Consider the following 13770-nt stretch of genomic DNA (forward strand, 5'->3'; position numbering starts at 1 on the left):
TCACAGTGTACGCCGTAACGGGCACCTGTCCGACAGGACCGCCATGCGAAGGTTCGATCAGCCGAGCGCGGCCGACACCAGCCAGCGCTTCACGAGCGGCTGCGCGCCGACGAACGCCATGCCCGCGTTGCGCACCGCCTTCGCGAGCGGGCCGGGCACCGAGAACAGCCGCTGCAGCCCGTCGGTCGCGACCATCAGCGCGCGGATGTCCTCGCGGCGCGCGCGCTCGTAGCGGCGCAGCAGCACCGTATCGCCGAGATTGCGGAAGCTCTCCTTGCTCGCGATCGCATCGGCGAGCGACGCGACGTCGCGCAGCCCGAGGTTCATCCCCTGCCCCGCGAGCGGATGGATCAGATGCGCGGCGTCGCCGACGAGCGCGACGCGCGGCGCGATCAGCTTGTCGACCGTCTGCAGCGCGAGCGGGAAACCGGCCGCCGGCGTCACGCATTCGAGCGTGCCGACCTGACCGTGCGACACGCGTTCGACTTCGGCGGCGAGCTGCGCGGGATCGAGCGCGAGCAGCTGATCGGCGTGCGCGGTCTGCGCGGACCACACGAGCGACACGTGGCCGTCGGGCAGCGGCAACAACGCGATGATCTCGCCTTCGTGGAACCACTGGTACGCGGTCTCGCGGTGCGGCAGCGACGCCTTGAAGTTCGCGACGACGCCCGTCTGCCGGTAATCGCGGCGCTCGACCTTGGCGCCCATCTGGGAGCGCACCCACGAATGGGCGCCGTCCGCGCCGACCACGAGGTCCGCCTCGACCACGTGCCCGGACGACAGCGTCAGGACGGCCGCATCGTCGCGCACGTCGAAGCCCTGCGCGCGCGCGTCGAACCACGTGAGATTCGGCTGGAACCGCAGCGCGGCGTCGAGCGACGTCTCGATCAGCGACGATTCGACGATCCATGCGAGCTGCGGCACCGACGCCTGGTACGCGGAGAAATGCAACTCCGCGTGGGCATCGCCGTACACGCGCATGTCGTACACCGGCGCGAGCCGCCCGTGGTCGAGCGCCTGCCAGACCCGCAGCCGTTCGAGCAACGCCTGCGAACTGGAGGACAGCGCGTAGATGCGCGTATCGAACGCGAGATCGGCGGGGCGCGGGGTCGCCGGCTGGGCGAGCAACGCGGTCTTGTAGCCGGACTGGGTCAGCGCGAGCGCGGCCGTCTTGCCGACGAGCCCGCCGCCGACCACGGCGACATCGAAGGTGTGGTGGGCAGTCATGGCGCGCATTATAGCCGCGGGGCCGAGCCCTTACTCGGCCGGACTTTGCGGGAAATCAGCAGAATCGCCCGTGGCTGCGCCAATGCGGCGGCCGGTCGCGTCGGGGCGTTCCGGCCAAGGCCGGAAACCGGGGCGTCGGCACGGTACAATAGCGCCTTTGAACGTCGGCCCGCCGCGCCTCGCGCGCCGGCCGTCCCTATTTTCCCGCGCCGCCGCGCTCCGTCCGGCCGCGCCGCCCCACCCGTCCGAAGGATTCCATGAGCCTCAAATGCGGCATCGTCGGCTTGCCCAACGTCGGCAAGTCCACACTGTTCAATGCGTTGACGAAGGCCGGCATCGCCGCCGAGAACTACCCGTTCTGCACGATCGAGCCGAACGTCGGCATCGTCGAAGTCCCCGACACGCGCCTGAAGGCGCTGGCCGAAATCGTGAAGCCCGAGCGCGTCCTGCCGGCCGTCGTCGAATTCGTCGACATCGCGGGCCTCGTCGCCGGCGCGAGCAAGGGCGAAGGCCTCGGCAACCAGTTCCTCGCGAACATCCGCGAAACCGACGCGATCACGCACGTCGTGCGCTGCTTCGAAGACGACAACGTGATCCACGTCGCCGGCAAGGTCAGCCCGATCGACGACATCGAAGTGATCAACACCGAGCTCGCGCTCGCCGATCTCGGCACCGTCGAGAAGGCGCTCACGCGCTACTCGAAGGCCGCGAAGTCGGGCAACGACAAGGAAGCGGTGAAGCTCGCGGCGGTGCTCGAGAAAGTGCGCGCGCAGCTCGACCAGGGCAAGGCCGTGCGCAGCCTCGACCTGTCGGACGACGAGCAAGCGCTGCTCAAGCCGTTCTGCCTGATCACGGCGAAGCCCGCGATGTACGTCGCGAACGTGAAGGACGACGGCTTCGACAACAACCCGCACCTCGAAGCGGTGCGCAAGTACGCGGAAAGCGAGAACTCGCCGGTGGTCGCCGTGTGCGCCGCGATCGAGGCGGAAATCGCCGATCTCGACGACGCCGACAAGGAAGCGTTCCTCGCGGACATGGGCATGGAAGAGCCGGGCCTCGACCGCGTGATCCGCGCGGGCTTCAAGCTGCTGGGCCTGCAGACCTACTTCACCGCGGGCGTGAAGGAAGTGCGCGCGTGGACGATCCATATCGGCGACACGGCGCCGCAGGCGGCCGGCGTGATCCACACCGACTTCGAGCGCGGCTTCATCCGCGCGCAGACCATCTCGTTCGACGACTTCGTCGCGTACAAGGGCGAACAGGGTGCGAAGGAAGCCGGCAAGATGCGCGCGGAAGGCAAGGAATACGTCGTGCACGACGGCGATGTGATGAACTTCCTGTTCAACGTCTGATACCTGACCGCCGATGCCGGGCGAGCGCCCCGGCATCGCGCCACGCGAACCGTCGCGAAAAGCAAATGGGCCGATCGGCAAGTGCCGATCGGCCCATTTTTCATCACGCGGCCTGCCCGCGTGCCGGCGGCGGGCAGCGCGCCCGCCATCCGGTCGTCACGTCGTCAAGTCGCCGAGACTCGCCCGCCGGCCACCGCGCGCGCATCGCGCGCACGCTTGTTCAGCCACGAAGCGAACAGCACCAGCAGCGCCAGCACGGCCGTCGCGCCCACTTCCATCCGGTGCGCCTCGCTCACGAACATCACGGTCAGCGTGCCGCAGATGAACAGGATCACCGCCCACGTGAGCCACGGGAACAGCCACATCCGCAGCGTCAGGTCCGCGCCCGTCGATTCGAGCGTCTTGCGCATCCGCAGCTGCGAGATCGCGATCACGAGATACACGAGCAGTGCGATCGCGCCCGAGGTCGCGAGCAGGAAGCCGAACACCTGCTCCGGCATCAGATAGTTCGCGATCACCGTCAGGAAGCCGAACGCGGTCGACGCCAGCACGGCCGCGCGCGGCGTGCCGGTCGAATCGGTGCGGTGCAGGAACGCGGGCGCGTCCTTGCGCTTGGACAGCGAGAACAGCATCCGCGACGCCGTGTACAGCGCCGAGTTCAGGCAGCTCGCGACCGACACCAGCACGATCACGTCGATGATCGCCTTCGCGTTCGGCACGCCGATCAGCTCCATCGCACGCTGATACGAGCCGTGCTTCGGCAGCAGCGGATCGTTCCACGGCACGATGGCGGCGACGACGAGAATCGAGCCGAGGTAGAACAGCGTGATACGCCAGATCACCGAGTTCGTCGCGCGGACGATCTGGCGCTGCGGGTTGTCCGATTCCGCGGCCGCGATCGTCACGATCTCGGTGCCGAGAAACGAGAACATGGTCGTCAGCATCGCAGCCAGCACCGCGCCCGCGCCGTTCGGCATGAAGCCCTGGTGCGCGAACAGGTTCGACACGCCCGACACCGCCGGCGCCGGAACGATGCCGAGGATCGCGGCACCGCCGATGCACAGGAACACGACGATCGCGACCACCTTGATCAGCGCGAACCAGAATTCGAATTCGCCGTAGTTCTTGACCGAAAAGAGATTGGTGATCGTCAGCAGCAGCGTGATGCCGAGCGCGAAGATCCAGGTCGCGACGCCGGGGAACCACGCATTGAGAATGGTTGCGGCGGCCGTTGCCTCGATCGGAATCACCAGCACCCAGAACCACCAGTACAGCCAGCCGATCGAGAAGCCGGCCCAATGGCCGATCGCGCGATCGGCATAGGTCGAGAACGAACCGCTGTCCGGATGCGCGACGGCCATCTCGCCGAGCATGCGCATCACCAGCACGACCAGCACGCCCGCGATCGCATACGCGAGGATGGAAGCCGGGCCGGCCTCCGCGATGGCGTGGCCGGAGCCCACGAACAAGCCCGCGCCGATGACGCCGGCAATCGACATCATCGTCACGTGCCGCTGTTTCAGACCCGTGCCGAGGCCTGTGTTGCTTCCACTCATATGTCTCTCTCCAAAAAACGGTGCCGGTACGACCGGTTGTGGCATGAAGGCGGCGAGGGAGTTGTCGTTGTTGTATCCGCTGCCCGCCGCGCATGCGTCGCATGCGGACCAGGAGCCGGATCGGGCCGGTCTGGTCGGTGCGCGACGCAGTCTGCGAAGCTGCGGGTGCGATGCGGCGCTCAGCGCGCCGGCGCATCGCGTGCGCCCGTTCCGTCGGCCGTCGGTCGGCCGCCTTCGAAGCGAAGGAGTGTAAGCATCAAACGGTTCTGAACTAAGAACCAATTGAAGAATTTCGATGGAACCACTGGTTGCATCGATGGTCGTCGATGCAACGCTTGGTGTCGGTTCGGCGGCCGGGCGAGCGGCGCGAGCGCGCTATCGGGCACTCGCCATGGGGCCGTCACCCTATCGTGCGGCAGACGGGCGACGCGAGCGTTGCCGCGTGCCGGTTCGCGGCAGCGGCGACGGCCTTCGCGTAGCATCGCGGCGTCGGCGCGCGGTCCGCGGCAATGCTTCGCGCCCCGCCCGCTCGACCCGCGAACCGCCATCGAGCACCTCATCCGGAGACCCACCATGCCCGCCACGCTGCGCCGCGTCACCCGCATCGCGACCGTCGCGGCCGCGCTGTTCGTCGCGTGCACCGCGCTGCCGCCCGCCGCACACGCGTATCGCGCGTCGCCCGGTTACGGCAGCGAAGCGGATCTCGACCGGCACGACACGTACCGCAATCGCGACGGCGACACCGTGCACGCGCCCGCGCATTCGAGATCGGGCCGCGTGCCCGACGGCGCGAGCGCACGTTGCCGCGACGGCACGTACAGCTTCAGCCGCCATCGGCGCGGCACGTGTTCGGGGCACGGCGGCGTCGCCGCATGGTTGTGAAGGCGGGTCGGCCGAATGGCCGGCGCCGCGCCAGCGGCAGGCGGCGGCGAAGTACAATACGCGCTCGCGCCGCCGCCACGCGGCGCCACGGCCGCGCCGCGCGCCGCGCGCTCCGTACCGACTCATCCGACGCCACGCTCGCCCATGCGCCGCGCGGCAGTCTCAACCCTCTGACTTTCACACCCAAATGGCCCAATACGTTTTCACGATGAACCGGGTCGGCAAGATCGTGCCGCCCAAGCGCCAGATCCTGAAGGACATCTCGCTGTCGTTCTTTCCGGGCGCGAAGATCGGCGTGCTCGGCCTGAACGGCTCGGGCAAGTCGACGCTGATCCGCATCATGGCGGGCGTCGACAAGGACATCGAAGGCGAAGCGACGCCGATGCCGAACCTGAACATCGGCTATCTGCCGCAGGAACCGCAGCTCGACCCGACGAAGACGGTGCGCGAGGCGGTCGAGGACGGCCTCGGCGACCTGTTCCAGGCGAACAAGAAGCTCGAGGAAATCTACGCCGCGTATGCGGAACCCGACGCCGACTTCGACGCGCTCGCGGCCGAGCAGGCCAAATACGAAGCGATCCTCGCGTCGAGCGACGGCGGCAGCCCCGAGCAGCAGCTCGAAGTGGCCGCCGACGCGCTGCGTCTGCCGCCGTGGGACGCGAAGATCGAACACCTGTCGGGCGGCGAAAAGCGCCGCGTCGCGCTGTGCAAGCTGCTGCTCGAAAAGCCCGACATGCTGCTGCTCGACGAGCCGACCAACCACCTCGACGCCGAGTCGGTCGACTGGCTCGAGCAGTTCCTGGTGCGCTTCCCCGGCACCGTCGTCGCCGTCACGCACGATCGCTACTTCCTCGACAACGCGGCCGAGTGGATTCTCGAACTCGACCGCGGCCACGGCATTCCGTGGAAGGGCAACTACAGCAGCTGGCTCGACCAGAAGGAAGAGCGCCTGAAGCAGGAGGAAGCGTCGGAATCGGCGCGCCAAAAGGCGATCAAGAAGGAACTGGAGTGGGTGCGCCAGAACCCGAAGGGCCGTCAGGCGAAGTCGAAGGCGCGGATCGCGCGCTTCGAGGAACTGAACAGCCAGGAATACCAGAAGCGCAACGAAACGCAGGAAATCTTCATTCCGGTCGGCGATCGCCTCGGCAATGAAGTGATCGAGTTCAAGAACGTCAGCAAGTCGTTCGGCGATCGCCTGCTGATCGACAACCTGAGCCTGAAGATCCCGGCCGGCGCGATCGTCGGCATCATCGGCCCGAACGGCGCCGGCAAGTCGACGCTGTTCAAGATGCTGACCGGCAAGGAGCAGCCGGATTCCGGCGAAGTCGTGCTCGGGCCGACGGTGAAGCTCGCGTACGTCGACCAGAGCCGCGACGCGCTCGACGGCTCGAAGACGGTGTTCGAGGAAATCTCCGGCGGCGCCGACGTGCTGACGGTCGGCAAGTACGAAACGCCGTCGCGCGCGTACATCGGCCGCTTCAACTTCAAGGGCGGCGACCAGCAGAAAATCGTCGGCAACCTGTCGGGCGGCGAGCGCGGCCGCCTGCACCTCGCGAAGACGCTGATCTCCGGCGGCAACGTGCTGCTGCTCGACGAACCGTCGAACGACCTCGACGTCGAAACGCTGCGCGCGCTGGAAGACGCGCTGCTGGAGTTCGCGGGCTCGGTGCTGGTGATCTCGCACGATCGCTGGTTCCTCGACCGGATCGCGACGCACATCCTCGCCTTCGAAGGCGATTCGCAGGTCACGTTCTTCGACGGCAACTACCAGGAGTACGAAGCCGACAAGCGTGCGCGCCTCGGCGAGGAAGCGGCGAAGCCGAAGCGTCTGCGCTACAAGCCGATCAGCCGCTGATCGGCACGGGGCGGCGTCCGGCGCGGTGCGCGGCAACGCGGGGCCGCACGCCCGCGCCGCCGCTTCGGGATCGCCAAAACGAAAGCGGGCCACTGGCCCGCTTTTCTATTGGCTCACCGCCCGACGCTCGCCTACGTGAGCGCGCCCAGCTCGCGCAGGCGCGCCTCGGTCGCCGCCGCGCTCGTGTGATGGATGCCGTGCCAGCCGAGCGCGGTCGCGGCCGCCGCGTTGTTCGCGTTGTCGTCGATGAACACGAGTTCATGCGGCGCGACACCCGGCAGATGCGGTTCGATCCGCGCGTGCATTGCGCGGTAGATCGCCGGATCGGGCTTCACGAGCTTCACGTGGCCCGACACGACGATGTCCTTGAAGCGTCGCAGCACCGGGAAGTTGTCCCACGCATACGGAAACGTCTGCGCCGACCAATTGGTCAGCCCGAACAGCGGCATGCGCTGCGCATCGAGCCGCTCGACCAGCGCCGCGCCTTCTTCGAGCACGCCGCCGATCATCTCGTGCCAGCGTGCGTAGAACGCGCGAATCAGCGCCTCGTGTTCCGGAAACTTCGCGACGAGTTCGTCCGTTCCTTCGTCGATCGTCTGCCCGCCGTCCTGGCGGACCACCCAGTCCATCGCGCACACGTGCGTGAGGAACCAGCGGCGCGGCGCTTCGTCGGGAATCAGTTGCCGGTACAGATACTCGGGGCTCCAGTCGATCAGCACGCCGCCGAAATCGAATACCACCGCCTTGATCGTCATGCGAACTCCGTTGCGAGCACGTCCGCGAGCGGACGCGGCGTCACCGCGTTGCCCGACAGCGTGCTGTTTTCCCACACGAACTGATGGTGCGCGACGATCTGCGCGGCCGACAGATGCGTGCGCTCGTTGGTCGTATGCAGGTCCGACACGACGCTCGTCCGGTAGCCGAGCAGCGCCGCGCGGCGCGCGGCCGCATCGACGCAGAACTCGGTCGCATAGCCGCAGATCAGCACCGACCGGATGCCGTGCCCGTCGAGCTGCGCGGCGAGCGGCGTGTCGTGGAACGCATCGCTCATCTGCTTGCGGATGCGCCAGTCGCCGGAGCCGACGCTCAGCGCGTCGTGCAGTTCCCAGCCGGGTGTGCCGGGCACGATGTCGTCGTCCGCGTCGCCGTCGTGCTGCACGAAGCACACGGGCGCATTCGCCGCGCGCGCGGCCGCGGTCAGGCGGTTGATGCCCGCCACGACGTCGTCGAGCCGGTACGCGGGCCGCGCCCGCTGCAGCAGCCCGCGCTGCATGTCGATCACGATTACTGCGGTGTCTGCCATCGCGTGCCCTCGGTGATGGTCCGGCCGCCGTGCGGCCGGTATGCGGCGTCTGCTTTGCCGTGCGTCGGGCCGGGTCAGATCGGTTGCGTGCGCACGTCGAGCCAGGCCTTCGCGTCGCCGCTCACGTGCCGGCCGACCCGCTCGCGCACGCTCGCGTGATACGCGTTCAGCCAGGCGCGCTCTTCTTCGTGCAGCATCTCGATCAGCACGCAGCGCGTGTCGATCGGGCACAGCGTGAGCGTCTCGAACGCGAGGAAGTCGCCGAATTCGGTCTGCCCGGCCGCGCGATTCACGACCAGGTTCTCGATCCGGATACCCCATTTGCCGGGCCGGTACACGCCGGGCTCGATCGACGTGATCATCCCCTCTTCCATCGCCGTGTGCGGCTCGGCCGGCGCGTAGTGCGAAATGACCTGCGGCCCTTCGTGCACGTTCAGGAAATAGCCGACGCCGTGACCGGTGCCGTGGCCGTAGTCGAGCCCGGCCGCCCACATCGGCGCGCGCGCGATCGCATCGAGCATCGGCGAGCGAATGCCGCGCGGGAAGCGCGCGCGCGACAGCGCCATCATCGACTTCAGCACGATCGTGAAATCGCGCCGCTGCAGATCGCCGACCGTGCCGACCGGCACGACGCGCGTGATGTCGGTCGTGCCGCCCGTGTACTGGCCGCCGGAGTCGATCAGCAGCAGGCCGTCGCCGGCGATCGTCGCATGCGACGCGGGCGTCGCGTGGTAATGCGGCATCGCGCCGTTCGCGTTGAAGCCGGCGATCGTCGCGAAGCTCGGCGACACGTAGCCGGGACGCCGGGCGCGCGCGGCCGTCAGCTGCTCCTCGATCGTCAGCTCGGTGATCGGCTCGCGGTTCACGGCCTGCTCGAACCACGCGAAGAATTCGGCGAGTGCGGCGCCGTCGTGCTCCATCGTCACGCGCACGTGCTCGATCTCGACGGACGTCTTGCGCGACTTCGCGAACGTCGACGGGTTCACGGCCTCGATCAGCTTCACGCCGGCCGGCACGGCCTCGAGCGTGCCGAACGTGACGCGGCGCGGGTCGATCAGCAGGCTCGCGCCGTCGGGCAGCGCACCGAGCGCCGCGCGCGCGGCGTCGTACGCGCGGACCTCGACGCCGTCCTGCGCGAGCGATGCGGCCAGCGCCGGCGGCACCTTGCCGTCGGCGACGAACAACGTCGCGCGCTCGGCGCCGATCAGCGCGTGCGCGACGAACACCGGGTTGAAGTTGACGTCGGCGCCGCGCAGGTTGAACAGCCACGCGAGATCGTCGAGCGTCGACACGAAGTGCCACTGCGCGCCCTGCGCGTGCATCGCGCGGCGCACTTCGGCGAGCTTGCTGGCGCGCGTCGTGTCGGCCTGCGGCGCCGTGTGCTCGAACACAGCGGCGCCCGGCAAGCCAGGGCGCTCGGGCCAGATCGCGTCGAGCAGGTCGAGATCGGTGCGCAGCGCGATGCCGCGTGCGTCGAGCGCGGCCGTCAGCGCGCGGGCGGCCGCGATGCCGAGCACCGCGCCGTCGACGCCGACCGTCGCGCCAGCCGGCACGTTCTGCGCGAGCCAGTCGACGTGCGGCGCGCTCTGCTGGCCGCTCGTCATCTTCATCAGCTGAACGCCCGTGCCGGCAAGCTCGGCCTCTGCCTGCACCCAGTAACGGCTGTCGACCCAGAGCCCGGCGAAATCGGCGGTCACGACCAGCGTGCCGACCGAGCCAGTGAACCCGGACAGCCAGCGGCGCGCCTGCCAGCGCTCGGGCAGGTACTCGGACAGGTGCGGATCGGCGGACGGCACCAGATAGGCGGCCAGGTCCTCGCGGACCATCGCACCGCGCAGCAGCGCGAGGCGGGCCGGCACCGACGAGACTTCGGGGAGACGGGCATTCATGATTTCACCTGAGAGCTTTCAGCGACGGGCCGACACGGCGACCGTCACGGCTACGGCGAGGAACGCGACACCGGTGCAGACCGGCCATTCGAGCGTTTCGCCATCGTAAAACAGTCCGGAGAGGTTACCGGCCATGCGCGCGGCGGCGGCGGCCACGATGCCGACCAGCACCGCGATCCACCATGCCGGCCGGCCTGCGCGCCGCAGCGGGTGCAGCCACCGGCCGAACAGCCCGACGGCCGCTCCGAGAACAATGATTCCAAACCAGTTCATTCGACGCCTTCTATAAATTCAGATTCGTCCCATAGGCGTGAACGTTGCCAGCGGCTAGCATCGACTCATCCATCCATCGAAACCCCCGACCAGCCGGGCGCCGCGAACATTCGAGTGTAGGGGCCGACCTGACGTTATGGCAAGCGCGCACCGGCAGCCGTATTGAAGAAATCCTCATGCGAATTGCCCTGATCGATCCGGAGGCGCGCCATGCTGCGCTCCTGAACCGCCTGCTGTTCGCCGGCGGTCACCTCTGCCACGCGTTCGAGTCGAGCGCGGACTTCTTCGAGTGGCTCGCCACCGACACCTGCGACATGCTGATCACCGGCAACTGGGCCGGCGATCACCCGGCCGAGGAAGTCATCCCGCGGGCGCAGTCGATCCTGCCCGGGCTGCCGGCCATCGCCGTCATGCAGCGCGCGCGGGAAAGCGAAGTGGTGTCGTGCCTGCACGCGGGCGCGGACGACTGCGTCGTGCGCCCCGTGAGCGGCCCCGAGTTGCTGGCGCGCGTCAACGCGTTGAGCCGGCGCGCGGGCGTGCGGCGGCCGCCGAATCGCGCCCGCGAAACGTTCGGCGAATACGCGTTCGACGTGATCCACAGCGTCGTGCGCTTCGGCGATTCGGTCGTCGCGCTCACGCCGAAGGAATTTCGCTTCGCCGAGTTGCTGTTCGCGAACCTGTCCCGGCCGGTGTCGCGCGCCCACATCCTCGAAACGGTGTGGGCGCGTCACCGCGACATGAAGTCGCGCACGCTCGACACCCACGCGTCACGGCTGCGCTGCAAGCTGCAGTTGCTTCCCGAACGCGGCTACCGGCTCCTGCCTCTGTACGGCTACGGCTATCAGCTCAACCGCGTGCCGGTCGAGGCCCCCGCCTGCGCGCCGCCCGGCTGACGTACCCGCCACGCGCTGAGTGAGGAAATCGCCGAGACGCTATAATATGGGGCTAAACGATAGCCCCTGATATGCAACTCCTCACGATCGGAATCAATCACCACACTGCGCCTGTCGCCTTGCGCGAACGCGTGGCGTTTCCGCTCGAGCAGATCAAACCGGCTCTCGTCACGTTCAAGAACGTGTTCCTCGGCCCCCAGGCGCCGAACACGCCCGAAGCGGCGATCCTCTCCACCTGCAACCGCACCGAGCTCTATTGCGCGACGCATGATCGCGCCGCGCGCGACGGGGCGATTCGCTGGCTGTCGGAGTACCACCGGATTCCGGTCGACGAACTCGCGCCGCACGTCTACGCGCTGCCGCAATCGGAAGCGGTCCGGCACGCATTCCGCGTCGCGTCCGGCCTCGATTCGATGGTGCTCGGCGAAACCCAGATTCTGGGCCAGATGAAGGACGCCGTGCGCACCGCGACCGAAGCCGGCGCGCTCGGCACCTATCTGAACCAGCTGTTTCAGCGCACGTTCGCGGTCGCCAAGGAAGTACGCGGCACGACCGAGATCGGCACGCAGTCGGTGTCGATGGCCGCCGCCGCGGTGCGCCTCGCGCAACGCATCTTCGAAAAGGTGGCGGATCAGCGCGTGCTGTTCATCGGCGCGGGCGAGATGATCGAGCTATGCGCGACGCATTTCGCCGCACAAGGCCCGCGCGAGCTCGTCGTCGCGAACCGCACCGCGGAACGCGGCCAACGGCTCGCCGAACGCTTCGGCGGCCGCGCGATGCCGCTGTCGGACCTGCCGACGCGCATGCACGAGTTCGACATCATCGTGTCGTGCACCGCGTCGACGCTGCCGATCATCGGCCTCGGTGCCGTCGAGCGCGCGGTGAAGGCACGCCGCCACCGGCCCATCTTCATGGTCGACCTCGCGGTGCCGCGCGACATCGAGCCCGAAGTCGGCAAGCTGAAGGACGTGTTCCTCTACACGGTCGACGATCTCGGCGCGATCGTGCGCGAAGGCAACGCGTCGCGCCAGGCCGCGGTCGCCCAGGCCGAGGCGATCATCGAGACGCGCGTGCAGAATTTCATGCAATGGCTCGACACGCGCAGTGTCGTGCCGGTGATTCGTCACATGCATACGCAGGCCGACGCACTGCGCCGCGCCGAAGTCGAGAAGGCACAAAAGCTGCTCGCACGCGGCGACGATCCGGCCGCCGTTCTCGAAGCGCTGTCGCAGGCGCTCACCAACAAGCTGATCCACGGCCCGACGAGCGCGCTGAACCGCGTGAGCGGCGCCGATCGCGATTCGCTGATCGACCTGATGCGCGGCTTCTACCAGCACGCGCCGCGCTCGAACGACCAGTCCGGCCACTAGCGACGGTCGGCGCGACGCCGCCGGCCGCGCGCCGGCCTATCCTTTTCGAATACCCTTGCCCGGGAGCGCCGCTCCACACCATGAAGACGAGCATGCAACGCAAGCTCGACCAGCTGTCTGTCCGGCTGGCCGAACTCAATGATCTGCTGAGCCGCGAAAACGTCACGGCCGATCTCGACCAGTACCGCAAGCTGACGCGCGAACACGCGGAGCTCGGGCCGGTCGTCGAGCAGTACGCGCTGTGGCGCCAGTCGCGCAACGACGAAGCGGCCGCGCAGGAATTGCTCGCGGACGCGTCGATGCGCGACTTCGCCGAAGAGGAGATTCGCAGCGCACGCGAGCGCATGACCCGCCTCGAAGGCGAATTGCAGAAGATGCTGCTGCCGAAGGACCCGAATGACGATCGCAACATCTTCCTCGAAATCCGCGCCGGCACCGGCGGCGACGAATCGGCGCTGTTCGCGGGCGACCTGCTGCGCATGTATCTGCGCTACGCGGAACGCCAGCGCTGGCAGGTCGAGATGATGTCGGAGAGCCCGTCGGACCTCGGCGGCTACAAGGAAGTGATCGTGCGGATCGCCGGCCAGGGTGCGTATTCGCGGCTGAAGTTCGAGTCGGGCGGCCATCGCGTGCAGCGCGTGCCGGCCACCGAGACGCAGGGGCGCATCCACACGTCCGCGTGCACGGTGGCGGTGATGCCGGAAGCCGACGAAATCGGCGAGGTCGAAATCAATCCGGCCGACCTGCGGATCGACACGTTCCGCGCGTCGGGCGCGGGCGGCCAGCACATCAACAAGACCGACTCGGCGGTGCGCGTCACGCACATTCCGACCGGGATCGTCGTCGAGTGCCAGGACGACCGTTCGCAGCACAAGAACAAGGATCGCGCGCTGAAGGTGCTCGCCGCGCGCATCAAGGACAAGCAGTATCACGAGCAGCACGCGAAGGAAGCCGCGACGCGCAAGAGCCTGATCGGCTCCGGCGACCGCTCTGAGCGCATCCGCACCTACAACTTCCCGCAGGGCCGGATGACCGACCACCGGATCAACCTGACGCTGTACCGGCTCGAGGCGCTGATGGACGGCGACCTCGACGAACTGATCGGCGCGCTCGTCAGCGAGCATCAGGCCGAACTGCTCGCGTCGCTCGGCGACGCCGACTGAGGCCGCG

The 13770-nt window shown here is 68.1% G+C and carries 12 protein-coding genes; 6 read left to right on the forward strand and 6 right to left on the reverse strand.

The annotated features are described in order from the left end of the window. Positions 1-57: 57 nt before the first annotated feature. Positions 58-1236 carry a UbiH/UbiF family hydroxylase gene (locus MBR110_RS14870; protein ID WP_011883145.1) on the reverse strand — a complete coding sequence of 393 codons (1179 nt, stop codon included), beginning with the start codon at positions 1234-1236 and terminating at the stop codon, positions 58-60. A 248-nt stretch (positions 1237-1484) separates the two neighbouring features. On the opposite strand from MBR110_RS14870, the gene ychF reads away from it, so the two are divergent. Further along, positions 1485-2579 carry a redox-regulated ATPase YchF gene (ychF, locus tag MBR110_RS14875; RefSeq protein WP_011883144.1) on the forward strand — a complete coding sequence of 365 codons (1095 nt, stop codon included), beginning with the start codon at positions 1485-1487 and terminating at the stop codon, positions 2577-2579. Positions 2580-2743: 164 nt separating this feature from the next. Here ychF and gabP read toward each other — a convergent pair whose 3' ends face one another. Then, a complete protein-coding gene (gabP, locus tag MBR110_RS14880) occupies positions 2744-4135 on the reverse strand; it encodes a GABA permease (RefSeq protein ID WP_034193975.1) in 1392 nt (463 codons plus the stop codon). Between the two features lie 573 nt (positions 4136-4708). Between gabP and MBR110_RS14885 the strand changes: the two genes are divergently transcribed. Further along, entirely contained in the window at positions 4709-5017 is a 309-nt protein-coding gene (locus tag MBR110_RS14885; RefSeq protein ID WP_059460374.1) for a DUF3761 domain-containing protein, read from the forward strand. A 187-nt stretch (positions 5018-5204) separates the two neighbouring features. Then, on the forward strand, positions 5205-6872 hold the full coding sequence (gene ettA / locus MBR110_RS14890; protein ID WP_014722364.1) for an energy-dependent translational throttle protein EttA: 1668 nt from the start codon (positions 5205-5207) through the stop codon (positions 6870-6872). A 131-nt stretch (positions 6873-7003) separates the two neighbouring features. Here the strand turns inward: ettA and MBR110_RS14895 are convergent, their stop codons facing one another. The 4 genes from MBR110_RS14895 to MBR110_RS14910 all read right to left on the reverse strand — a co-directional run bounded on the left by MBR110_RS14895 (position 7004) and on the right by MBR110_RS14910 (position 10337). Further along, positions 7004-7627: an HAD family hydrolase gene (locus tag MBR110_RS14895; RefSeq protein WP_014722363.1), complete on the reverse strand. Its 624-nt coding sequence runs from the start codon at positions 7625-7627 to the stop codon at positions 7004-7006. Beyond that, on the reverse strand, positions 7624-8175 hold the full coding sequence (locus MBR110_RS14900) for an isochorismatase family protein (protein ID WP_059475563.1): 552 nt from the start codon (positions 8173-8175) through the stop codon (positions 7624-7626). Before MBR110_RS14900 ends, MBR110_RS14895 begins: the two co-directional genes overlap by 4 nt. A 74-nt stretch (positions 8176-8249) precedes the next feature. Then, positions 8250-10064, reverse strand: a complete 1815-nt coding sequence (locus MBR110_RS14905) for an aminopeptidase P family protein (RefSeq protein ID WP_175995086.1) — start codon at positions 10062-10064, stop codon at positions 8250-8252. A gap of 18 nt (positions 10065-10082) precedes the next feature. Then, positions 10083-10337 carry a hypothetical protein gene (locus MBR110_RS14910; protein WP_011883137.1) on the reverse strand — a complete coding sequence of 85 codons (255 nt, stop codon included), beginning with the start codon at positions 10335-10337 and terminating at the stop codon, positions 10083-10085. Between the two features lie 176 nt (positions 10338-10513). On the opposite strand from MBR110_RS14910, the gene MBR110_RS14915 reads away from it, so the two are divergent. The 3 genes from MBR110_RS14915 (at position 10514) to prfA (ending at position 13763) form a co-directional block, all read left to right on the forward strand. After that, entirely contained in the window at positions 10514-11230 is a 717-nt protein-coding gene (locus MBR110_RS14915) for a response regulator transcription factor (protein ID WP_011883136.1), read from the forward strand. A gap of 71 nt (positions 11231-11301) precedes the next feature. After that, the gene (gene hemA, locus MBR110_RS14920) at positions 11302-12600 is read left to right on the forward strand and encodes a glutamyl-tRNA reductase (RefSeq protein WP_011883135.1); all 1299 of its coding nucleotides are present in this window, start codon (positions 11302-11304) and stop codon (positions 12598-12600) included. An 80-nt stretch (positions 12601-12680) separates the two neighbouring features. Next, the gene (prfA, locus tag MBR110_RS14925; protein WP_014722360.1) at positions 12681-13763 is read left to right on the forward strand and encodes a peptide chain release factor 1; all 1083 of its coding nucleotides are present in this window, start codon (positions 12681-12683) and stop codon (positions 13761-13763) included. The last annotated feature ends 7 nt before the right edge of the window (positions 13764-13770 follow it).

This window comes from Burkholderia sp. MBR-1 (assembly GCF_013822785.1).
Classification (GTDB): Bacteria; Pseudomonadota; Gammaproteobacteria; order Burkholderiales; family Burkholderiaceae; genus Burkholderia; species Burkholderia vietnamiensis.

Coding starts and splice junctions, on each gene's coding strand:
- ychF (WP_011883144.1), top strand. CDS start 1,485: ATGAGCCTCAAATGCGGCATCGTCGGCTTGCCCAACGTCGGCAAGTCC.
- MBR110_RS14885 (WP_059460374.1), top strand. CDS start 4,709: ATGCCCGCCACGCTGCGCCGCGTCACCCGCATCGCGACCGTCGCGGCC.
- hemA (WP_011883135.1), top strand. CDS start 11,302: ATGCAACTCCTCACGATCGGAATCAATCACCACACTGCGCCTGTCGCC.
- MBR110_RS14910 (WP_011883137.1), bottom strand. CDS start 10,337: ATGAACTGGTTTGGAATCATTGTTCTCGGAGCGGCCGTCGGGCTGTTC.
- ettA (WP_014722364.1), top strand. CDS start 5,205: ATGGCCCAATACGTTTTCACGATGAACCGGGTCGGCAAGATCGTGCCG.
- MBR110_RS14915 (WP_011883136.1), top strand. CDS start 10,514: ATGCGAATTGCCCTGATCGATCCGGAGGCGCGCCATGCTGCGCTCCTG.
- prfA (WP_014722360.1), top strand. CDS start 12,681: ATGAAGACGAGCATGCAACGCAAGCTCGACCAGCTGTCTGTCCGGCTG.
- MBR110_RS14895 (WP_014722363.1), bottom strand. CDS start 7,627: ATGACGATCAAGGCGGTGGTATTCGATTTCGGCGGCGTGCTGATCGAC.
- MBR110_RS14905 (WP_175995086.1), bottom strand. CDS start 10,064: ATGAATGCCCGTCTCCCCGAAGTCTCGTCGGTGCCGGCCCGCCTCGCG.
- gabP (WP_034193975.1), bottom strand. CDS start 4,135: ATGAGTGGAAGCAACACAGGCCTCGGCACGGGTCTGAAACAGCGGCAC.
- MBR110_RS14900 (WP_059475563.1), bottom strand. CDS start 8,175: ATGGCAGACACCGCAGTAATCGTGATCGACATGCAGCGCGGGCTGCTG.
- MBR110_RS14870 (WP_011883145.1), bottom strand. CDS start 1,236: ATGCGCGCCATGACTGCCCACCACACCTTCGATGTCGCCGTGGTCGGC.